General features: G+C 69.7%; 21 protein-coding genes. 10 read left to right on the top strand and 11 right to left on the bottom strand.

Going from position 1 to position 20,204, the window contains the following annotated elements; genetic code table 11:
* Positions 1-99 precede the first annotated feature (99 nt).
* Positions 100-861, bottom strand: a complete 762-nt coding sequence (locus EL338_RS01640) for an oxidoreductase (protein ID WP_126332146.1) — start codon at positions 859-861, stop codon at positions 100-102.
* Between the two features lie 6 nt (positions 862-867).
* On the bottom strand, positions 868-2,445 hold the full coding sequence (locus tag EL338_RS01635; protein WP_435404882.1) for a peptide ABC transporter substrate-binding protein: 1,578 nt from the start codon (positions 2,443-2,445) through the stop codon (positions 868-870).
* Positions 2,446-2,526: 81 nt separating this feature from the next.
* Here EL338_RS01635 and acs point away from each other — a divergent pair, with 81 nt between their 5' ends.
* Positions 2,527-4,491 (top strand): acetate--CoA ligase, encoded by a 1,965-nt coding sequence (gene acs, locus EL338_RS01630; RefSeq protein ID WP_126332145.1) that lies wholly within the window; start codon positions 2,527-2,529, stop codon positions 4,489-4,491.
* Between the two features lie 4 nt (positions 4,492-4,495).
* Here acs and EL338_RS01625 read toward each other — a convergent pair whose 3' ends face one another.
* Positions 4,496-5,194, bottom strand: a complete 699-nt coding sequence (locus EL338_RS01625) for a S1 family peptidase (protein WP_435404881.1) — start codon at positions 5,192-5,194, stop codon at positions 4,496-4,498.
* Positions 5,195-5,310: 116 nt separating this feature from the next.
* On the opposite strand from EL338_RS01625, the gene EL338_RS01620 reads away from it, so the two are divergent.
* Genes EL338_RS01620 through EL338_RS01610 form a run of 3 tightly spaced genes read left to right on the top strand, consistent with a single transcriptional unit; the run spans position 5,311 to position 7,773 of the window.
* On the top strand, positions 5,311-5,820 hold the full coding sequence (locus EL338_RS01620; protein WP_126332143.1) for a phage holin family protein: 510 nt from the start codon (positions 5,311-5,313) through the stop codon (positions 5,818-5,820).
* Positions 5,821-5,827: 7 nt separating this feature from the next.
* Positions 5,828-6,778, top strand: coding sequence for an alpha/beta fold hydrolase (locus tag EL338_RS01615; protein WP_126332142.1), 951 nt, complete (start codon positions 5,828-5,830; stop codon positions 6,776-6,778).
* Between the two features lie 11 nt (positions 6,779-6,789).
* Entirely contained in the window at positions 6,790-7,773 is a 984-nt protein-coding gene (locus tag EL338_RS01610; protein WP_126332141.1) for a bile salt hydrolase, read from the top strand.
* A 164-nt stretch (positions 7,774-7,937) separates the two neighbouring features.
* Here EL338_RS01610 and marP read toward each other — a convergent pair whose 3' ends face one another.
* Genes marP through nth form a run of 4 tightly spaced genes read right to left on the bottom strand, consistent with a single transcriptional unit; the run spans position 7,938 to position 11,352 of the window.
* Complete coding sequence (marP, locus tag EL338_RS01605; RefSeq protein WP_126332140.1) at positions 7,938-9,125, bottom strand: acid resistance serine protease MarP; 1,188 nt, start codon at positions 9,123-9,125, stop codon at positions 7,938-7,940.
* Positions 9,122-9,895: an NUDIX hydrolase gene (locus tag EL338_RS01600; RefSeq protein WP_126332139.1), complete on the bottom strand. Its 774-nt coding sequence runs from the start codon at positions 9,893-9,895 to the stop codon at positions 9,122-9,124. Before EL338_RS01600 ends, marP begins: the two co-directional genes overlap by 4 nt.
* A 39-nt stretch (positions 9,896-9,934) precedes the next feature.
* Complete coding sequence (locus EL338_RS01595; protein WP_126332138.1) at positions 9,935-10,588, bottom strand: TlpA family protein disulfide reductase; 654 nt, start codon at positions 10,586-10,588, stop codon at positions 9,935-9,937.
* An 8-nt stretch (positions 10,589-10,596) separates the two neighbouring features.
* The gene (nth, locus tag EL338_RS01590; RefSeq protein ID WP_235666340.1) at positions 10,597-11,352 is read right to left on the bottom strand and encodes an endonuclease III; all 756 of its coding nucleotides are present in this window, start codon (positions 11,350-11,352) and stop codon (positions 10,597-10,599) included.
* Positions 11,353-11,464: 112 nt separating this feature from the next.
* On the opposite strand from nth, the gene EL338_RS01585 reads away from it, so the two are divergent.
* Both EL338_RS01585 and crp read left to right on the top strand, forming a co-directional pair.
* Entirely contained in the window at positions 11,465-11,713 is a 249-nt protein-coding gene (locus EL338_RS01585; RefSeq protein WP_126332137.1) for a hypothetical protein, read from the top strand.
* Between the two features lie 101 nt (positions 11,714-11,814).
* Positions 11,815-12,489, top strand: coding sequence for a cAMP-activated global transcriptional regulator CRP (crp, locus tag EL338_RS01580; protein ID WP_068248454.1), 675 nt, complete (start codon positions 11,815-11,817; stop codon positions 12,487-12,489).
* A 48-nt stretch (positions 12,490-12,537) separates the two neighbouring features.
* Here crp and EL338_RS01575 read toward each other — a convergent pair whose 3' ends face one another.
* The 3 genes from EL338_RS01575 to sp36 are packed head-to-tail and all read right to left on the bottom strand — an operon-like array spanning position 12,538 to position 13,966.
* Positions 12,538-13,317 (bottom strand): MBL fold metallo-hydrolase, encoded by a 780-nt coding sequence (locus EL338_RS01575; RefSeq protein ID WP_126336616.1) that lies wholly within the window; start codon positions 13,315-13,317, stop codon positions 12,538-12,540.
* Positions 13,318-13,352: 35 nt separating this feature from the next.
* Positions 13,353-13,808, bottom strand: a complete 456-nt coding sequence (locus tag EL338_RS01570; protein WP_126332136.1) for a RidA family protein — start codon at positions 13,806-13,808, stop codon at positions 13,353-13,355.
* On the bottom strand, positions 13,805-13,966 hold the full coding sequence (gene sp36 / locus EL338_RS01565; RefSeq protein WP_126332135.1) for a Sp36 family protein: 162 nt from the start codon (positions 13,964-13,966) through the stop codon (positions 13,805-13,807). The genes EL338_RS01570 and sp36 overlap by 4 nt, the downstream gene beginning before the upstream one ends.
* 50 nt (positions 13,967-14,016) lie before the next feature.
* On the opposite strand from sp36, the gene bagA reads away from it, so the two are divergent.
* The gene (bagA, locus tag EL338_RS01560; RefSeq protein WP_126332134.1) at positions 14,017-15,036 is read left to right on the top strand and encodes an ATPase BagA; all 1,020 of its coding nucleotides are present in this window, start codon (positions 14,017-14,019) and stop codon (positions 15,034-15,036) included.
* The gene (gene bagB, locus EL338_RS01555; RefSeq protein ID WP_126332133.1) at positions 15,036-16,151 is read left to right on the top strand and encodes an ATPase BagB; all 1,116 of its coding nucleotides are present in this window, start codon (positions 15,036-15,038) and stop codon (positions 16,149-16,151) included. The genes bagA and bagB overlap by 1 nt, the downstream gene beginning before the upstream one ends.
* A gap of 6 nt (positions 16,152-16,157) precedes the next feature.
* Here bagB and EL338_RS01550 read toward each other — a convergent pair whose 3' ends face one another.
* Complete coding sequence (locus EL338_RS01550) at positions 16,158-16,511, bottom strand: WhiB family transcriptional regulator (protein WP_126332132.1); 354 nt, start codon at positions 16,509-16,511, stop codon at positions 16,158-16,160.
* Positions 16,512-16,790: 279 nt separating this feature from the next.
* Here EL338_RS01550 and ponA2 point away from each other — a divergent pair, with 279 nt between their 5' ends.
* Together ponA2 and EL338_RS01540 are read left to right on the top strand one after the other, a co-directional pair.
* Positions 16,791-19,217, top strand: coding sequence for a transglycosylase/D,D-transpeptidase PonA2 (gene ponA2, locus EL338_RS01545; RefSeq protein ID WP_126332131.1), 2,427 nt, complete (start codon positions 16,791-16,793; stop codon positions 19,215-19,217).
* A 27-nt stretch (positions 19,218-19,244) separates the two neighbouring features.
* Positions 19,245-20,204, top strand: a complete 960-nt coding sequence (locus EL338_RS01540) for a metallophosphoesterase (protein ID WP_126332130.1) — start codon at positions 19,245-19,247, stop codon at positions 20,202-20,204.

The following is a 20,204-nucleotide window of genomic DNA, read 5'->3' as shown; positions in this document are numbered from 1 at the left end:
GCAGCCCACAGTCGCACGCTTGGTAACCGAGTTCCGTGCTAGCGGGCGGCGATCCGAGCAATCGGGGCGCCGCCCGCTTCGCCGTGTGGGGACCGTGTCTCAGCCGCCCGACTTGCCGGCCTGATCCTTGGCGTCGGCGATCGCCAGCGCCTCGCGGGCACCCTCCTGCATGGCCCGGCAGCTCAGCAGCAGCCATTCGGTCAACCCGCGCTCGGTACCGCCGGCAAAACTCTCGGCGGCCTTGCGGTAGTCCGCGGCCCGGCGCATCCAGTACACCTCCGGCACGGCCAGGCCGTGCGGGTCCAGTCCCGTCGCGATCGACACCAGGCGCGACACCGCCCGGGCCACCACGCCGTCGGCGCTGCCGAAGGCGCCCAGCGCCAGCATCTCGCCGTGCGCCACCGCGGCCAGCACCGGCGCGGGCGCCGCGCTGCCGCCCGTCGCCAGCCGGGTCATCAGGTCCAGCCGCGCCGAGATCTCCGGGGTCGCGCGCGGCCGGCCCAGCTTCTCGTCATCGACGAGGTCTGCGGCGGCCAACGAATGCAGCCGCGCCAGGGCCTGCAGCGGGGCCCGCCGCCAGACCCCGATCAGCGTCCCGGAACCGCCCTCGAGCGCCTGGGCCACCCGCAGCGAACCCGCGAACACCGGGTCACTGCTGGCATTTTCGTCGAGTTGCAGCACCCCGCCGTCGAGCACCGACGACGCCCGCGCGGCCCGCAGCGAGGCCTCCGCGGCGGTCACCGGCCAGCCCCGCAGATTGGCCCGATGCCGGTGCGCGCGCCCCAGCGCCGCCCGGGTCTCCTCGGCCGCCTCGGCCACGCCGGGCAGCGCCAGCAACGGAGACAGCGGATCGGATGCCACGGCGGCTCACCTTACAGTGGCGATCCGTTCGTAGTCGGGCAGACCGTTCCAGCCGATCACCACGTCGGTGACCCCGGCCGAGTGCCCGGCGGTCGCGACGCGATTCCACAGCGGGATCACCGGCATGTCGCGCAACAGGATCCGCTGTGCGTCCCCGGTGGACGCATAGGACTCGGTGAGGCTGGGCGCGGCCTGGGCCACCGTGAACGCGCCGTCGAAATCCCGGTTGGAGTAGCCGACATCGTTGCCGGGCGCCCCGGTGACCCAGGACTGCAGGAACGCCAGCATCGACGGGTACTGGACGCGGCGGCCGACCGGGAACGCGGTGTCGCTGGCCCGTTCGGCGACGACGTCGATGTCCAGCGTGGTCCGGATGCCATCAGCCACCGCATCGACCCAGCGCGCGTGCTCGTCGTCGGCGTTGTAGGCGATGGTGTTGTAGGCGATGGTGTAGCGGCCCCGCCACGGCGCGATCTCGTCGGCGCGAACCCACAGGTGCCGGGCGAGCTTCGGGTTGAACTCCAACAGGTAGCCCTCGGGCAGCCCCGGATCGAATCCAGGCAACACCGATGAGGTGAAATCTTGTGCGGGAGAACATGTCCCGCCCAGTACCTGCGCGCAGATCCGCGTGCGGTCGATCGCCGCGGACAGCGCCAGCCGCCGCAGCCGGCCCTCCTCGCCGCCGAAGTGCGGCAGGCGCAGCGGCGTGTCCAACGTCTGGTTCTGCGCGGTCACGCCGGTGACCACCCGCCCGCCCAGGTCGTCGTCGGCGGACCCGATCGCGTCGGTCGGGACGGTGTCGAGCACGTCGAGGCCGCCGGCGCGCAGGTCGCGGTAGGCGGCGTCGAGGTCGGGGTAGGACACGAACCGCAGGCCGGGGTTGCGCGGCGTCCGGTTGCCGCGATAGTCCCGGTTGGGCACCAGGTCGACGCGGCGCCCGGAGGCCGCGCCCGCCAGGACGTAGGGGCCGTTGCCGATCGGTTGGCGGCCGAACGCGCCGAGGTCGTCGAACGCCACCGCCGGCAGCGGATAGAACGGCGCGAAGCCGAGGCGCTGGACGAACTCGATGCTGGGCGCCTTCAGGCGGACGACGAACTCGGTGTCGTCGACGATCTCGAGGCCCGACATGGTCTGGGCCTCGGGCTCGGGCGCCGCCACCTGGTCATAACCCTCGATCGGCGCGAAGTAACTGTGCAAGGACTGGCCGTTGGTGCTCAGCGCGCCGTAATTCCACGCATCGACGAACGAGTGCGCGGTCACGGGCGAGCCGTCGGTGAACGTCCAGCCCGGTTCGAGCTTGATGCGGAAGGTCCGGTTGTCGACGGTGTCGATGGACTCGGCCACCTCCGGCGTCGGCGTGCCGGCGGCGTCGTAGGACATCAGCCCCGCGAACAGGCGGTCCAGGATCCGGCGGGCATCGGGGTCGGCGGCGTCGGTGGTGAGCAGCCCCTGCCGCGGGACGACGCCGTTGACCCGCACCAGATCGGCGCCGGCGGGAAGGGGTCCCGCGCAGCCGGCGAGCAGCAGCAGGCCGGGGAGCAGCAGGACCGCCCAGCGGGACACCGCGCGGCGGATCCGATCCACTGCAGGCCTCCTTGACCGCCGTCAGCGGGGATGTTCCGAGGTAGCGTTGCGGCGTCGCGACTGGTGACTACGCTCACGTATATGACCGAGACGCACACGGGAGTTCCGTCATCGTATCCACCGTCGCCGGAGTTCGCCGCGCAGTCGAATGCGACCGCCGCGCTCTACGACGAGGCCGAGGCCGACCGGCTGGCGTTCTGGGCGAAACAGGCGCAGCGGCTGTCCTGGGCGACGCCGTTCACCGAGGTCCTGGACTGGTCGGAGGCGCCGTTCGCCAAGTGGTTCGTGGGCGGCAAGATCAACGTCGCTTACAACTGCGTGGATCGGCACGTCGAGGCCGGCAACGGCGACCGGGTGGCCATCCACTGGGAGGGCGAACCCGTCGGTGACGCGCGCGACATCACCTACGCCGAACTCAAGGACGAGGTCTGCCGGGCGGCCAACACGCTGACCGAGTTGGGGTTGACCGCCGGGGACCGGGTCGCGATCTACATGCCGATGGTCCCCGAGGCCATCGTGGCGATGCTGGCGTGCGCGCGCCTGGGCGTGCTGCATTCGGTGGTGTTCGCCGGCTTCTCGGCCTCGGCGCTGCGCGCCCGCATCGACGACGCCAAGGCCAAGGTGGTCATCACCACCGACGGGCAGTTCCGCCGCGGCAAGGCCGTGTCGCTCAAGGCCGGGGTGGACGAGGCGATCGAGGGTCTGGGCGAGGACAGCCCCGTCGAGCACGTGTTGGTGGTGCGGCGCACCGAGATCGACGTGCCGTGGACCGAGGGCCGCGACCTGTGGTGGCACGAGACCGTCGCCAAGGCCGATACCGAACACACCCCCAAGGCCTTCGACTCCGAGCATCCGCTGTTCTTGCTCTACACCTCCGGCACCACCGGCAAGCCCAAGGGCATCATCCACACCACGGGCGGCTACCTGACGCAGGCCTCCTACACCCATCACTACGTCTTCGACATCAAGCCCGAGTCGGACGTGTTCTGGTGCACCGCCGACATCGGCTGGGTCACCGGGCACACCTACATCGTGTACGGGCCGCTCTCCAACGGCGTCACGCAGGTGGTCTACGAGGGCACGCCCGCCTCCCCGGACGAGCATCGCCACTTCCAGGTGATCGAAAAGTACGGCGTCACAATCTATTACACCGCGCCGACGCTGATCCGCACGTTCATGAAGTGGGGCCGCGAGCTCGCCTTCGAACACGACCTGTCCAGCCTCCGGCTACTCGGGTCGGTGGGTGAGCCGATCAACCCGGAGGCGTGGCGCTGGTACCGGCTGGTGTTCGGCGGCGACCGCACGCCGGTGGTGGACACCTGGTGGCAGACCGAGACCGGGGCCATCATGATCTCGCCGCTGCCCGGGGTGAGCGACGCCAAGCCGGGTTCGGCGATGCGCGCGCTGCCCGGCATCTCGGCCAAGGTCGTCGACGACGACGGCAACGAACTCGGGATCGGCGCCGAGCACGGCGAGCAGGCCACCGGCTATCTGGTGCTGGACAAGCCATGGCCGGCGATGCTGCGCGGCATCTGGGGCGACCCGGAGCGCTACCAGGACACCTACTGGTCCCGGTTCGCCGACAAGGGTTGGTATTTCGCCGGCGACGGCGCGCGCTACGGCAGCGACGGCGAGACCTGGGTGCTGGGCCGCATCGACGACGTCATGAACATCTCCGGGCACCGGATCTCCACCGCCGAAGTGGAATCCGCGCTCGTCGGGCACACCGGGGTGGCCGAGGCCGCCGTCGTCGGCGCCACCGACGATCAGACCGGGCAGGCCATCTGCGCGTTCGTGATCCTCAAGGCGCACCACGCCGAGACCGAGCCGGACAAGCTGGTCGACGACCTGCGCGCCGAGGTGTCCAAGGAGATCTCACCGATCGCCAAACCCCGCGAAATCCACATCGTGCCGGAGCTGCCGAAGACCCGCAGCGGCAAGATCATGCGGCGGCTGCTGCGCGACGTCGCCGAGGGCCGCGAACTCGGCGACACCTCGACGCTGGTCGACCCCAGCGTGTTCGAGGCCATCCGCGCCAGCAAGTAGGGCCTCAGGCCCCGAACGGGACGAAGCCGCTGCCGGGGCGGCCCTTGGCGACGATGTCGGCCAGCTGCGTGTTGAACGACATCGTCACCGCCGGGGTGTGCAGCGGGATGAACTTGATGATGCAGGTCGGCAGCCCCTCGGTGAAGGCGCCGTGCAGCATGCCGACGAGCTTGTTGTTCACCGTCACCGGCGCGCCGGAGTCCCCGGGCTGCCCGCAGACCTGGTTGACGATGGTGCCCGGATCCTGGCCCGGGCCCCACGTCACGCCGCAGGAGTAGCCGGTGGTCCGGCCCAGCTTGCAGGCGACGTCGCCGAACGCGGGGTCGGGCGCCAGGCCGTTGATGATGAAACCCTTGACGTTGTTGGTCGGGGTGACCTTGGCCGGGTCGAAGCGGATGACGGCGTAGTCGAGCGCGTCGTTGCCGGCGACCATGGTGCCCACCGGGCCGGCACCCTCGGCGCCCTCGGCGGCCACCACCGCACCCGGCCCGCCGCAGTGCGCCGAGGTGAAGCCGACCATGTCGCCGCGGTCGTCGGTGCCGATCGCGGTCAACGTGCAGTAGGAATCGCCGTCGACGACGATGCCCGAACCGCCGCCCAGCGTGACGGGGGCTGCGGCCGCGGGGCCGGCCAGGAGCAGCGACATTCCGAGCGCGGCGCACATACTGGCCGCCATCCCCCACCACCGGTGCCCGGTCATCAAATAGCTCTCCTACCTGCTCGAGCCCCGACTCGTCGGGCAAGTCTAACTGCCACCACACCAGCAACACCGGTATCACGGCTCGTGCAGTGCGCGGCCGACATGGCAACATGGCCTCTGTGAGCAAAGGTGATCAGCAGAACGGCGTTCCCGCCACCGTGACCTCGATCCCGTTGGTCGACCCGCATGCGCTGCCCGCCAACGCCTCCATCGGCGATCTCGTCAAGGAAGCCTCCTCGCAGGTGTCGACGCTGGTCCGCGCCGAGGTGGAGCTGGCCCGCGCGGAGATCACCCGGGACGTCAAGAAGGGCGTGACCGGCAGCGTCTTCTTCATCGCCGCGCTGGTGGTGCTGTTCTATTCGACGTTCTTCTTTTTCTTCTTCCTCGCCGAACTGCTCGACACCTGGCTGTGGCGCTGGGTCGCCTTCCTGATCGTGTTCGCGATCATGGTGGTCGTCACCGCGGCGCTGGCCCTGTTTGGCTATCTCAAGGTCCGCCGCATCCGGGGACCGCAGAAGACCATCGAATCCGTCAAGGAAACCCGCTCGGCGCTGACCGGGGGCGAGCACGGCCCCGGCGCGCAGGGCACGCCGGACAAGGCTGCAGTCCCCGACCCGTCGGGGTGGTGATGTCCTGATGGCGGCCGGGCCCGACCCGTCCGTAACCCGGATCGCCGGGCCATGGCGTCATCTGGACGTGCACGCCAACGGGATTCGCTTCCAGGTCGCCGAGGCCAACCCCAAGCCGAACGACGCGCCGGCGCACCAGCGTCCGTTGGTGATCCTGCTGCACGGCTTCGGCTCGTTCTGGTGGTCCTGGCGGCATCAGCTGCGCGGACTCGGCGGCGCGCGGGTGGTGGCCATGGATCTGCGCGGCTACGGCGGCAGCGACAAACCCCCGCGCGGTTACGACGGCTGGACGCTGGCCGGCGACACCGCGGGCCTGATCCGGGCGCTGGGCCACGGCTCGGCGACGCTGATCGGCCACGCCGACGGCGGGTTGGTGTGCTGGGCGACCTCGGTGCTGCACCCCCGACTGGTGCGCGCCATCGGGTTGGTCAGCTCGCCGCACCCGCTGGCGTTGCGGCGCGCGGCGCTGACCCGCCGCGATCAGGGTTCGGCGCTGCTGGGATCGCTGCTGTCCTATCAGGTCCCGATGCGCCCGGAGCGCAGCCTGACCCGACACGACGCGGCCGGGCTGGAGGCCGTCATCCGCAACCGGGCCTCCGGCAAATGGCTGGCCTCCGAGGACTTCTCGGAAACCATCGGTCACCTGCGTCAGGCGATCCAGATCCCGGGGGCGGCGCACTGCGCGCTGGAGTACCAGCGGTGGGCGGTGCGCAGCCAATTCCGTTCGGAGGGACGCCGGTTCATGCGGGCCATGGACCGGCCGCTGGGCATCCCCGTGCTGCACCTGCGCGGCGACACCGACCCCTACGTGCTGCCCGCCCCGGTGGCCCGCTCGCGCCGCTACGCCCCGGACGGCCGGTTCGTAACCCTGCCCGGCGCCGGGCATTTCGGTCACGAAGAGGCACCGACTCTGGCCAATGAGCACCTACAGCGCTTCCTGGACGAGGTCAACGGCTAACCTGTGGGGCCATGTGCACCCGCGTCGTATACCTGGGCAGTGGCGATCGCATCATCACCGGGCGGTCGATGGACTGGAAGTTCGAAATGGACACCAACCTGTGGGCGCTGCCCCGCGGCGTCGAACGCACCGGGTTGGCCGGGGCCGACTCGGCGACCTGGACCTCGAAGTACGGCAGCGTGGTGGCCACCGGCTACGACATCTGCAGCACCGACGGGCTCAACGAGGCCGGGCTGACGATGAACCTGCTGTGGCTGGCCGAATCCGAGTACGCCAAGTCCACCGATGACCGTCCCGCGGTCTCACTGGCCTTGTGGGGCCAGTACGTGCTGGACAACTTCGCCACCGTCGCCGAAGCAGTTGCGGCGCTGTCCGCCAACCCCATCCGGGTGGCGACGGCCGAGGTGCCCGGGCAGGGTCGGCTGGCCACCCTGCACCTGTCGATGTCGGACCCCACCGGCGACAGCGCCATCATCGAGTACATCGACGGCGAGCAGGTCATCCACCACAGCCGCGACTACCAGGTGATGACCAACTCGCCCACCTTCGACAAGCAGTTGGCCATCAACGAGTACTGGAAGCAGATCGGCGGCGTGGTGATGCTCCCCGGCACCAACCGCGCCGCGGACCGGTTCGTGCGGGCCTCGTTCTACATCAACGCCATCCCCAAGACCGACGACCGGCAGGACTCGGTGGCCGCGGTGCTCAGCGTGGTCCGCAACGCCTCGGTCCCCTACGGCATCACCACCGCCGACGAGCCGAACATCTCGTCCACCCGGTGGCGCACCGCGGTCGACCACAAGGACCGCCGGTACTTCTTCGAGTCGGCGCTGGCGCCCAACACGTTCTGGGTCAACCTGGACAAGCTGGACTTCAGCGCCGGCGCCCCGACGCTGAAACTGCCGCTGGGTCAGGGCGAGAAGACCGTGTACGCGGGCGACGCCAGCGCGCACTTCGCGCCGGCCGACCCGTTCCCGTTCTTGGCCGTTGGATGACGCAGCGGTTCGCGGAGCTTGCGTAGCGAACCGCGGAGGAGTCCGACCATCGAGCCCCGTTCCCGGCTAGCGCCGGCGGTTCGCGGAGAAGTCCGACCCGCGAGCTTGCATCGGGTGCACACAAAACGGCCCGAAACCGTGCACTCGTTGCGCGCTCGGCGAGATCAGGTGACGCAGGACCCCGTCGGGGCACGCTCGCTGTTGCTGATCTTCGGGAACTGCGTGGAGACCTCGTTGGCGGTCAGCACGAACCCGGTGTCGGTGTCGTCGACGGCCGCACCGAAGATCACGCCGATCACCTGACCGCCGCGGTTGATCAGCGGCCCGCCCGAATTACCTTGCCGCACGGTTCCTCTGATCGTGTACACCTCCCGCATGACGGTGGTGGTGCGGTAGATATCGGGGCCGTTGAGTTCGATGATCTCGCGGATGCGCGCCGGGGTCGCGGCGAACTCCCCGCCGCCCGGGTAGCCGACCACCAGCACGTCGGTGCCGGTGATGGCCGGTTCCTCGGCGAACGGCAGCGGCTGGGCGGGCAGGTTGGGCACCTCGAGCACCGAGATGTCGGCGTTGGGGTCATAGGAGACGACGGTGGCGTCGTAGGTCTCGCCGTCGGATTCGATGGTCACGCTGTCGGAGCCGGCGACCACGTGCGCGTTGGACATCACCCGGTTGGGTGCGACGACGAATCCGGTGCCCTCCAGCACCTTCTGGCAGCCCGGCGCCACGCCGCGGATCTTCACCACGCTGGGCCGCACGGCCTCGACCACGGTGGAGTTGGCCAGCGACGCGTCCGGCGGGTCCACCTCGACGATGGGGGTCCGGCCGAACGGCTCCAGGACATCGGGCAGCCCGGAGGTGTCCAGCAGCGCCGACAGGCGCTTGGGCACGGTGCGCAACCACTCCGGCGCGACGGCGTCGACCTGGGTGAGCACCTTCGAACCGCGCACCGCGGCCGCAAGATTGGGCTGATCTGAGGTGGTCAGCGGGGTGGCCAGCATCCAGGCGGCGATCAGCACCACCAGCACCTGCGTGACGACCCCGATCATCGAGTCGATGAACCGCAGGCCGGTGCTGCGGATCGCGCCGCGCACCGCGCGGCCCAGCACCACGCCGGCGATCTCGCCGATCACCACCAGCGCCAGGATCAAGAACAGCGCCGCGAACAGCTTGGTGCGGGCGCCGTCGATGTTGTCCACCAGGTGCGGGGCCAGCAGCACGCCGGCCACCGCGCCGAGCACCACGCCGATGAACGACATCACCGAACCCAGCGCGCCGGAGCGCCAACCGGACACGGCCGCCACGAACGCGATCGCCACGATCGCGATGTCCAGCCACTGCGACGAACTCATAGTTGCTTGGGTCCTCCGTTGTCCGTCGGCACCATGGCCATCGCGTCGTGCAATTCGACGACCTTCTCGTCGTCCCACGGCCTGGCCCAGCCGGCGACGTCGAGCATGGCCGAGATCACCTGTCCGGTGAACCCCCACACCAACATCTGATTGAGCAGGAACGCCGGCCCGGCCGATCGCCGGGTGTTGGCCGAACGGTAGACCATCAGGCGGTTCTCCGGGTTGGTGAACGCGCGCACGGGCACGTGGGAGACCAGCGCGGTCTCGGCCTCGTCGATCACCTCGACGGGCCCCGGTTCGGGCGCGTACGCCAGGACCGGGACGACGTGGAAGCCCGACGGCGGGATGAACATCCGGTCCAGCGTCGCCAGCGGTTGCAGCCGGCCGGTGTCGATGCCGGTCTCCTCCCAGGCCTCGCGCAGCGCGGTGCCCACGGGTCCGTCGTCCTCGGGGTCGGCGGCCCCGCCCGGGAAGGCGGCCTGCCCGGCGTGGTGGCGCAGGGTGGAGGCGCGGACGGTGACCAGCAGCGTGGCGTGGGTGGGCAGGCCGGCCTCGGCCGGGGCGTCGTGCGGGCCGGAGAACAGGACCAGCACCGCCGCATCGCGGCGGGCGCCGGCGATCGCGGCCTGGGTGTTGGCGGCCGAGATGGTGGCCAGGACCTCCGGGGGCACGCGCCGGCGGTAGGCGTCGCGCACCCGGTCGACGTTGTCCAACAGCGGCCGCAGCCACGGCGGGCCCGCCTCGGGGGTGAGCGGTACCGCAGCGCTCACTACGCGTCCCCTCTCATACAGCTACCCGATCATGGCCGATCATTGCAGCTCACCGACCGCCGCCTCGATCTCGTCGGCGTTGGTGAACGCGCGCGGCAGGATTTTCGCCACGCTACCGTCCGAACCGAGCACCACGGTCGCGGGCATCACGTTCGGCACCCGCAGTGCCGAGGCGATCTGCCGGCGGCCGTCCTGCACGGTGGGCAGCCGCACGCCCAGGTCGGCCAGGCGCAGCAGCGCGGCCTCCTCGTTCTCGTCCTGGTGCACGGTCAGCACGGTCACCCCGGGCCCGACGCGGCGCTGGTACTCCTGCATGGCGGGCAGTTCGTCGGTGCAGGGCCCGCACCAGTACGCCCACAGGTTCAGCACCGCGGGCCGGCCGGCCAGCGCGGCCGCCACGTCCACGTCGGTGCCGTCGGCGGCGCACTCGAGGACCACCCCGCGCAGCGCCTCGGGTTCGGGCCCGTCGGCGCCGGTCGGGCACGGCGGCAGGTCGGCGCGGCGGCGCGGTTCGGCCAGTGCCGCGGCGGTGTCGGCGTCGCGGCGCTCGCGCGCCTGATCGGTCGTCGACTCGGTCGCGACCGTGCCGTCGGGATTCCGCGAGCCGGCGTCGCGCAACTCGACGATGAAGCCGCCGAGCACCACCGCCATGACCGCTGCGATCACCAGCGTCCACTTCGCCGATCTGGTCATACCCGCGGCTACAGTCCCGCCAACGCCAGCAGGTGCTCGGTCTCCGGGCCGCGGACCAGCGCCGCGGCCTCCAGCGGATCGGTGGGCCCCTCGCCGAAGGACGGGCAGTCCGACGCCAGCACGCACACCCCGCAGGCCGGCCGGCGGGCGTGGCACACCCGGCGGCCGTGGAAGATCACCCGGTGGCTGAGCAGGGTCCATTCCTTGCGCTCGATCAGGTCGCCGACGACCTTCTCGACCTTCACCGGGTCCTCCTCGGCCGTCCAGCGCCACCGGCGCACCAGGCGCCCGAAGTGGGTGTCGACCGTGATGCCGGGGATGTCGAAGGCGTTGCCGAGCACGACGTTGGCGGTCTTGCGGCCGATGCCCGGCAGCGTCACCAGGTCCTCCAGCTTGTCGGGCACCTCGCCGTCGAACCGGGTCACCAACTGCTGGCCCAGGTTGATCAGGGAGTTGGCCTTGTTGCGGTAGAAGCCGGTGGGCCGGATCATCTCCTCGAGTTCGGTGCGGTCGGCCTGGGCGTAGGCCAGCGCGGTGGGATATTCGCGGAACAGCGCCGGGGTGGTCAGGTTGACCCGCTTGTCGGTGCACTGCGCCGACAAGATGGTTGCGACGGTGAGCTCGAGCGGATTGGTGAAATCCAGTTCGCAGTACACGTGCGGGAACGCCGTCGCCAGGGTGCGGTTCATCCGGCGGGCGCGCCGCACCAGCCCGAGAGGTGTTTCCCGGTCCCATTTCCGGTTGCGTTTTCCCTTGCCCGCCACCACCACAGGGTAGCCGCGTAGCGGATGGCAATTCGTGATCCCGCTGAGACCTTGCCCGTGTTTACTTCGACGTGTGTCCTGGTTGTTGGCAGTTTCCATCCCCGCGTTGCTCATGATGGCGACGTTCGGGCTGGGTCGAATCGAAGACGCGATCGACGCCCCGGAGCGCGACGACCAGGTTGCCGTTCTGCTCGAGCGGGCCGCCGCGGTGGCCCGGTCCGAGAACGCGCGGGTCCGGGTTCCGGTCGCGCCGTCGGGGCCGTACCAACTCGACGACGAGCCCGATTTGCCGACGCGGATCTACCATTCGGTGAATCCGAATCCGCAGTTTCAGCCGACTCGCCAAGCTAATCGTGTGTAGCGTTGGCCTGTCGCGCCAGGGTCTACCTCTAGACTGATCACGCTAACCGTATAGAGGCTGGTCAGCGCGCATCAGACCATTCAAGAATTAAGAGGGGCAACGTGGACGAGATCCTGGCCAGGGCCGGAATCTTCCAGGGAGTCGAACCCAGCGCCGTATCTGCGCTTACCAAGCAGTTGCAGCCCGTCGATTTCCCGCGTGGGCACACCGTATTCGCCGAAGGCGAGCCCGGTGATCGCCTGTACATCATCATATCCGGCAAGGTGAAGATCGGCCGACGTTCCCCGGACGGCAGGGAGAACCTGCTGACCATCATGGGGCCGTCCGACATGTTCGGCGAGCTGTCGATCTTCGACCCGGGGCCACGCACCTCGAGCGCGACCACCATCACCGAGGTGCGCGCGGTCTCCATGGACCGCGACGCGCTCAAGGCGTGGATCAAGGACCGCCCGGAGATCGCCGAGCAGTTGCTGCGGGTGTTGGCGCGCCGTCTGCGCCGCACCAACAACAACCTGGCGGACCTGATCTTCACCGACGTGCCCGGCCGGGTCGCCAAGCAGCTGCTGCAGCTGGCCCAGCGCTTCGGCACGCAGGAAGGCGGGGCGCTGCGCGTCACGCACGACCTGACCCAGGAGGAGATCGCTCAGCTGGTCGGCGCCTCCCGCGAGACGGTGAACAAGGCGCTGGCCGACTTCGCCCACCGCGGCTGGATCCGCCTGGAGGGCAAGAGCGTGCTGATCAGCGACAGCGAGCGGCTGGCGCGCCGCGCCCGCTAGCGATTTGGGTGCGCTGGGTTGCGGTTGCCGCAACCGAACGCACCGAAATCACCGGCGCAGCTCGAGCAAATAGTCCAGCTGGGCCTGTACCGAGGACTCCGCGGCCTCCCACAGTTTCTCGTCGACGTCGGTGTAGACGTGTTCGACGACCTGTCGGGCGGTCGCGTCCTCGCCGATCTCACGTAACGCGCCGCGCACCTGCTCGAGCCGCTGTTCACGGTGGGCCAGGTACATCTCGCTGACCTCGTGCAGGTCGCCGAGGTCCGGGCCGTGCCCGGGCAGCACCCGCCGCGAGCCCAGCCCGTGCAGCCGGCGCAGCGACTCCAGATAGTCGCGCAGGCTGCCGTCCTCCTTGTCGATCACGGCGGTGCCGCGGCCCAGCACGGTGTCGGCGGTCAACACGACGTCGTCGACCAGGAAGCACACCGAGTCGGCGGTGTGCCCGGGCGTCGCCAACACGGTGATCGACAGCCCCGCGGCGTCGATCACCTCGCCGTCGGTCAGCGAGCCGCCCAGGCCCCGCTGGAAGCCGCTGCCCACCGAGCGCACGACGGCGCCGGTCCGGTCGACGATCTGGTCGATGCCGTCGGTGTGGTCGCCGTGCCGGTGGCTGATCAGCACCAGCGAGATCTTGCCGAGCGCGGCCAGCCGTTCCAGGTGGGCGTCGTCGTCGGGTCCCGGATCGACGACGACCATCTCCGAGCTGCCCCGCCCGCGCAGCACCCAGGTGTTGGTGCCGTCCAGCGTCATCAGGCCGGGGTTGTCGCACAGCAGCACCGACGCGGTGTCGGTGACGGGGCGCAGCAGTCCGTAGGCGGGGTGGGTCAGAACCTCGCCCGCCTGCGGAGTGCGGTCGCCGTTGCTCAATTCACCTCGACGATGAGTTCGACCTCGACCGGTGCGTCGATGGGGAGTTCCGCGACGCCGACGGCGGACCGCGCGTGCGCGCCGGCGTCCCCGAAGACCTCACCGAGCAGTTCCGACGCGCCGTTGACGACGCCGGGCTGGCCGTTGAAACCGGGCGCCGACGCCACGAATCCCACGACCTTGACCACCCGCGTCACGTTGTCGAGTCCGACGAGCGCGTCCACCGCGGCCAGCGCGTTCAGCGCGCACAGCCGGGCCACCTCCCGGGCGTCCTCGGCGCTGACCTCGGCCCCGACCTTGCCCTGGGCCGACAGTTTCCCGTCGACCATCGGCAGCTGACCGGAGGTGTAGACCAGGTTGCCCGTGCGCACCGCGGGCACGTACGCGGCCAGCGGTGCGACGACGGTGGGCAGGGTCAGGCCCAGTTCGGACAGGCGCGCGGTGGCGCTCATTTGGGCCGTTTCAGGTACGCCACATGCTGCTCGCCGGTCGGGCCGGGCAGCACTGCGACCAGTTCCCAACCGTCGGCGCCCCACTGATCGAGGATTTGCTTGGTGGCGTGGGTGAGCAGCGGCACGGTGGCGTACTCCCAGGTGGTCGGTGCACTCATGGGTTATGAGCCTAGTGGTCTCGCTTAAGACGTTGGTTAACATGCAGTCCATGGCGACCACACCGAGCGACGGAAGACCCGTCGGCTGGCCCTCCCGTTTGGCCAAGGCCCGGCTCCATTTCGTCACCGGCAAGGGAGGCACCGGCAAATCGACCGTGGCCGCCGCGCTGGCGCTGACGCTGGCCGCCGGCGGCCGCAAAGTGCTGTTGGTGGAAGTCGAAGAGCGCCAAGGGATTGCGCAACTCTTCGACGTCCCGCCGCTGCCCTACGAGGAGCTCAAGATCGCGACCGCCGAACGGGGCGGACAGGTCAACGCGCTGGCCATCGACATCGAGGCCGCGTTCATGGAATACCTCGACATGTTCTACAACCTGGGCCTGGCCGGCCGGGCGATGAAGCGCATCGGGGCCGTCGAGTTCGCCACCACCATCGCACCCGGCCTGCGCGACGTGCTGCTCACCGGCAAGATCAAGGAGTCGGTGATCCGCGTCGACCGCAACAAGCTGCCGGTGTACGACGCCATCGTGGTCGATTCACCGCCCACCGGCCGGATCTCCCGGTTCCTGGACGTCACCCGCGCGGTGTCGGACCTGGCCAAGGGCGGCCCGGTGCACTCGCAGGCCGAGGGCGTGGTCAACCTGCTGCGCTCCGATCAGACCGCCATCCACCTGGTGACGCTGCTCGAGTCGCTGCCCATCCAGGAGACGATCGAGGCCATCGAGGAGCTCGAGGAGATCGGCCTGCCGATCGGCGCCGTCATCGTCAACCGCAACATCCCGGCGTTCCTGGCGCCGGAGGACCTGGACGCGGCCGCCGAGGGTGAGATCGACGCCGAGGCGGTGCGCGCCGACCTGGAGAAGGTCGGGATCACCATGCCTGACGGCGATTTCGCCGGTCTGCTCACCGAGACCATCCAGCACGCCACCCGGGTGAAGTCCCGGTCGGAAACAGCCGAGCGGCTCGACGAGATCCACGTGCCGCGGCTGGAACTGCCATCCATCAACGACGGCATCGACCTCGGCAGCCTGTACGAGCTCGCCGACGTCCTTGCCCACCAGGGGGTCCGCTGATGAGCACCAAACCACCGGCGCTCGACATGGCGTCGATCCTGCAGGACACGTCCAACCGCGTCGTGGTGTGTTGCGGCGCGGGCGGCGTGGGGAAGACGACGACGGCCGCGGCCATGGCGCTGCGCGCCGCCGAGTACGGCCGCACCGTGGTGGTCATGACCATCGACCCGGCCCGCCGGCTGGCCCAGGCGCTGGGCATCGAGGATCTGGGCAACACCCCGCAGCGGGTCCCGCTGAACCCCGAGGTTCCCGGCGAGCTGCACGCGATGATGCTCGACATGCGCCGCACCTTCGACGAGATGGTCATCGAGAACTCGGATCCCGCACGCGCACAAGCGATTCTGGACAACCAGTTCTATCAGACGGTGGCGACCTCGCTGGCCGGCACGCAGGAGTACATGGCCATGGAGAAGCTGGGTCAGCTGCTGGCCCAGGATCGCTGGGACCTGGTGGTGGTGGACACCCCGCCGTCGCGCAACGCGCTGGACTTCCTGGATGCGCCCAAGCGCCTCGGCAGCTTCATGGACGGCCGGCTGTGGCGGCTGCTGCTCGCGCCGGGCCGCGGTCTGGGCAAGCTGGTCACCGGCGCCGTCGGGCTGGCGATGAAGGCGCTGTCGACGGTGCTGGGCTCGCAGATGCTCTCGGACGCCTCGGCGTTCGTGCAATCACTGGACTCGACGTTCGGCGGCTTCCGCGAGAAGGCCGACCGCACCTACCAGCTGTTGAAGCGCCGCGGCACCCAGTTCGTCGTCGTCTCCGCTCCGGCGCCGGACGCGCTGCGCGAGGCCACGTTCTTCGTGGACCGGCTGTCCGAGGAGAAGATGCCGCTGGCCGGCCTGATCCTCAACCGCACCCACCCGCCGCTGTGCCCGCTGACCGTGGAGCGCGCCACCGACGGCGCCGACGAGTTGGAGGCCAAGGACCCCGACGCGCTGGCCGCGGCGGTGCTGCGGATCCATGCCGATCGCGGGTTGACGGCCAAGCGTGAGGTGCGACTGCTGTCGCGGTTCACCGGCGCCAACCCGGATGTGCCGATCGTCGGCGTGCCGTCGCTCCCGTTCGACGTCTCCGATCTGGAGGCGCTGCGCGCGATCGCCGATCAGCTCACGGCCTGAGCGGCATTAGCTGACGCTGCGGTGCTTGCGCTGCGCGGCGAAGAAATCGGCCCAGGACACCACCTCTGGGTGCTGCTTGAGCAGGGCGCGGCGCTGACGTTCGGTCATGCCACCCCACACGCCGAACTCGACCCGGTTGTCCAGGGCGTCGGCGCCGCACTCGGCGATCACCGGGCAGTGTCGGCAGATGACTGCGGCCTTACGCTGCGCCGCCCCCCGGACGAACAATTCGTCGGGGTCAGCCCCCCGGCATCGAGCTTTGGCCACCCACGCGATGCGGGCTTCACCTTCTGCGCCGGGCGGCGGCGCGTCCATCCGGGGTGTGACCGTCCTACGAACTGCTTGCCGAGTTGTTGACACCAGCGATTCCCCTTCGCTCGTCCGCCATACAGCGGCACTGCCCTCGGGTGTAGACCCAGTTGCGATCTACGCCACACTGCTTTGTGAGGTGTTACCTACGTCGCATTGTGTGTATAAGTTAGGTGGTCAGGTCGCATTTGCGCAACCATTGCGAGCTCATCTTTTTGGGACGCCCGTGCAGTCCGATCATGAAACGCAGCAGAACCGGGCGCCGTCGGCCGCCCGCCGGTGTCGCTGCTCGGTATTCGCGCCGCTCAGCGGCATCGTTACGCTGTACGCATGCCAGACCGCCCACCGGTTGCAGTAACGGTCATCAAGCTGGCTTGGTGCTGCCTGCTCGCCGCTGTCCTCGCAGCGGCCCTGATGTTCCCCGTCGTCGGGGGCATCGGTTTGATGTCCAACCGCGCCTCCGACGTCGTCGCCAACGGCTCGTCCCAACTGGTCGAGGGCGACATTCCCGCCGTCAGCACCATGGTGGACGCCCGGGGCAACGTCATCGCCTGGCTGTACAACCAGCGGCGCTTCGAGGTGCCCAGCGATCAGATCGCCGACACCATGAAGTTGGCAATCGTGTCCATCGAGGACAAGCGGTTTGCCGAACACAACGGCGTCGACTGGCAGGGCACGCTGACGGGCCTGTCGGGCTATCTGTCGGGCAACCTCGACACCCGCGGCGGTTCGACCATCGAACAGCAGTACGTCAAGAACTATCAACTGCTGGTGGTCGCCCAGACCGACGCCGAGAAGCGCGCCGCCATCGAGACCACCCCCGCGCGCAAGCTGCGGGAGATCCGGATGGCGCTGACCCTGGACAAGACGCTCACCAAGCCGGAGATCCTGACCCGCTACCTGAACCTGGTGTCCTTCGGCAACGGCGCGCACGGCATCCAGGACGCCGCCCAGACCTACTTCGGGGTCGACGCCTCCCAACTCAACTGGGAGCAGGCCGCGATGCTGGCCGGCCTGGTGCAGTCCACCAGCGCCCTGGACCCCTACACCAACCCCGAGGGCGCGCTGGCGCGGCGCAACATCGTGCTCGACACCATGATCGAGAACCTGCCGGACCGGGCCGAGGAACTGCGCGTGGCCCGGCAGCAGCCCCTCGGTGTGCTGCCGGTGCCCAACGAACTGCCGCGCGGGTGCATCGCCGCCGGCGATCGGGCGTTCTTCTGCGACTACGTCCAGGAGTACCTCGCGCGCGCCGGCATCAGCAAGGAACAGGTGGCCAAGGGCGGCTACCTGATCCAGACCACGCTGGACCCCGACATCCAGGCCTCGGTCAAGCAGTCCGTGGACCGCTACGCGCGGCCCGACACCCCCGGCGTCGCGAGCGTGATGAGCGTCATCCGGCCCGGTAAGGAGACCCACCCGGTGCTGGCGATGGCCAGCAACCGGACCTACGGCCTGAACCTCGACGCCGGGGAAACCATGCACCCGCAACCGTTCTCGCTGGTGGGCAACGGCGCCGGATCGGTGTTCAAGATCTTCACCGTGGCCGCGGCCCTCGAGATGGGCATGGGGATCAACATGAACCTCGACGTGCCCGGCCGGTTCGAGGCCAAGGGCCTGGGCAGCGGCGGCGCGCGCGGCTGCCCCAAGGACACCTGGTGCGTGCAGAACGTCAGCAGCTACCGCTCCCCGATGAACGTCACCGACGCGCTGGCCACCTCGCCCAACACCGCCTTCGCCAAGCTGATCTCGCAGATCGGCGTGCAGCGCACGGTGGACATGGCGATCAAGCTCGGGCTGCGGTCCTACGCCGAACCCGGCACCGCCCGCGACTACCACCCGGAGAGCACCGAAAGCCTGGCCGACTTCATCAAGCGACAGAACATCGGCTCGTTCACGCTGGGCCCGTTCGAGGTCAACGCGCTGGAACTGTCGAACGTCGGGGCCACGCTGGCCTCCGGCGGCACCTGGTGCCCGCCGAACCCGATCGACAAGGTCTTCGACCGGCACGGCAAGGAGATCTCGGTGACCACCTCGACGTGCGAGCAGGTGGTGCCCGAGGGCCTGGCCAACACGCTGGCCAACGCCATGAGCGAGGACGACCGCGGCGCCGGCACCGCGGCCGGGGCCGCCGGGTCGGTGGGCTGGGACCTGCCGATGTCGGGCAAGACCGGCACCACCGAGGCCAACCGCTCGTCGGGCTTCCTGGGCTTCACCAATCAGCTGGCCGCCGCCAACTACATCTACGACGACTCCAACGCGCCCAGCGAGCTGTGCTCGTTCCCGTTGCGGCAATGCGGGTCCGGCAACCTCTACGGCGGTAACGAGCCGGCCAGCACGTGGTTCGCCGCGATGAAGCCGATCGCCACCAACTTCGGCGAGGTCATCATGCCGCCGACGGATCCGCGCTACGTGGACGGCGGCCCCAACTCGCGGGTGCCGAACGTGTCCGGCCTGAAGGAGGACAGCGCGCGCCAGCGGCTCGCCGAGTCCGGCTTCCAGGTCGCCGAGCAGGCGTCGTCGGTCAACAGCAGTTCGTCGTACGGCACCGTCGTGGGCACCTCGCCCAGCGGGCAGACCATTCCGGGCTCGATCGTCACGATCCTGGTGAGTAACGGGGTGGCCCCGGCGCCGCCGCCGCGGCCCGCCGCACCGCCGGGACTGCCCGCACCGCCGCCGCTGGGTCAGACCGTGGTCGAGATCCCCGGCCTGCCGCCGATCACGGTTCCGGTGCTGGTTCCGCCTCCGCCTCCGTAACACAGCGACGGGCAGTATCGTGGCCACATGCCCGCAGTTCTACCCGTCCTGAAACGCACCGCCGCGGTGACGCTCGGCACCGCCATCGCCGGGATCGGATATGCCTCGCTCATCGAACGCAACGCGTTCGTCGTACGCGAAGCGACCCTGCCGGTGCTGTCCCCGGGTTCGTCGCCGCTGCGGGTGCTGCACCTGTCCGACCTGCACATGCGGCCCGCCCAGCGGCACAAGCAGGCGTGGCTGCGCGACCTGGCGCGCTGGGAGCCGGACCTGGTGGTCAACACGGGCGACAACCTGTCGCACCCGAAGGCCGTGCCGGCCGTCGTGCAGGCCCTCGGCGATCTGCTGTCGGTGCCCGGGCTGTTCGTCTTCGGCAGCAACGACTACTTCGGGCCCACCCTGAAGAACCCGGCGAAGTACATCACCGACCGCGGGCACCGGGTGCACGGCAATCCGCTGCCGTGGCAGGACCTGCGGGCGGCGTTCACCGAACGCGGCTGGCTGGACATGACCCACACCCGTCGCGAACTCGAGGTCGCCGGGGTGACCATCGCCGCCGCCGGCGTCGACGACCCGCACATCGACCGGGACCGCTACACCGCCATCGCCGGGCCCGCCAACGCCGCGGCGAACCTGCGCCTCGGCGTGGTGCACGCGCCCTACACCCGGGTGCTGGACCGCTTCGCCGCCGACGGCTACCAACTGGTGATGGCCGGGCACACCCACGGCGGCCAACTGTGCCTGCCGTTCAAGGGTGCGCTGGTGACCAACTGCGACCTCGACCCGTCGCGCGCCAAGGGCGTGTCCAAGTGGGGCGCCCACATGGCGCTGCACGTGTCGGCGGGCCTCGGTACCTCGCCGTTCGCGCCGGTGCGGTTCTGCTGCCGGCCGGAGGCCAGCCTGCTCACGCTGATCGCCGCGCCCACCGGGGGCGACGACTCGAGCCGCAACCTCGACCAGTCGCAACCCACCGCCGCCGTCCTCTGA

Origin of the sequence: Mycolicibacterium chitae (assembly GCF_900637205.1) — a bacterium.
Classification (GTDB): domain Bacteria; phylum Actinomycetota; class Actinomycetes; order Mycobacteriales; family Mycobacteriaceae; genus Mycobacterium; species Mycobacterium chitae.
This window is presented reverse-complemented; position numbering and strand designations above follow the sequence as displayed.

Bases quoted from the DNA above. Each gene is read 5' to 3' on its own strand.
- EL338_RS01615 (WP_126332142.1), top strand. From the start codon at position 5,828: ATGGCGGCCGGGCCCGACCCGTCCGTAACCCGGATCGCCGGGCCATGG.
- sp36 (WP_126332135.1), bottom strand. From the start codon at position 13,966: ATGAGTGCACCGACCACCTGGGAGTACGCCACCGTGCCGCTGCTCACC.
- ponA2 (WP_126332131.1), top strand. From the start codon at position 16,791: ATGCCAGACCGCCCACCGGTTGCAGTAACGGTCATCAAGCTGGCTTGG.
- EL338_RS01595 (WP_126332138.1), bottom strand. From the start codon at position 10,588: ATGACCAGATCGGCGAAGTGGACGCTGGTGATCGCAGCGGTCATGGCG.
- bagB (WP_126332133.1), top strand. From the start codon at position 15,036: ATGAGCACCAAACCACCGGCGCTCGACATGGCGTCGATCCTGCAGGAC.
- marP (WP_126332140.1), bottom strand. From the start codon at position 9,125: ATGAGTTCGTCGCAGTGGCTGGACATCGCGATCGTGGCGATCGCGTTC.
- EL338_RS01570 (WP_126332136.1), bottom strand. From the start codon at position 13,808: ATGAGCGCCACCGCGCGCCTGTCCGAACTGGGCCTGACCCTGCCCACC.
- EL338_RS01585 (WP_126332137.1), top strand. From the start codon at position 11,465: ATGATGGCGACGTTCGGGCTGGGTCGAATCGAAGACGCGATCGACGCC.
- EL338_RS01610 (WP_126332141.1), top strand. From the start codon at position 6,790: ATGTGCACCCGCGTCGTATACCTGGGCAGTGGCGATCGCATCATCACC.
- EL338_RS01540 (WP_126332130.1), top strand. From the start codon at position 19,245: ATGCCCGCAGTTCTACCCGTCCTGAAACGCACCGCCGCGGTGACGCTC.
- bagA (WP_126332134.1), top strand. From the start codon at position 14,017: ATGGCGACCACACCGAGCGACGGAAGACCCGTCGGCTGGCCCTCCCGT.
- acs (WP_126332145.1), top strand. From the start codon at position 2,527: ATGACCGAGACGCACACGGGAGTTCCGTCATCGTATCCACCGTCGCCG.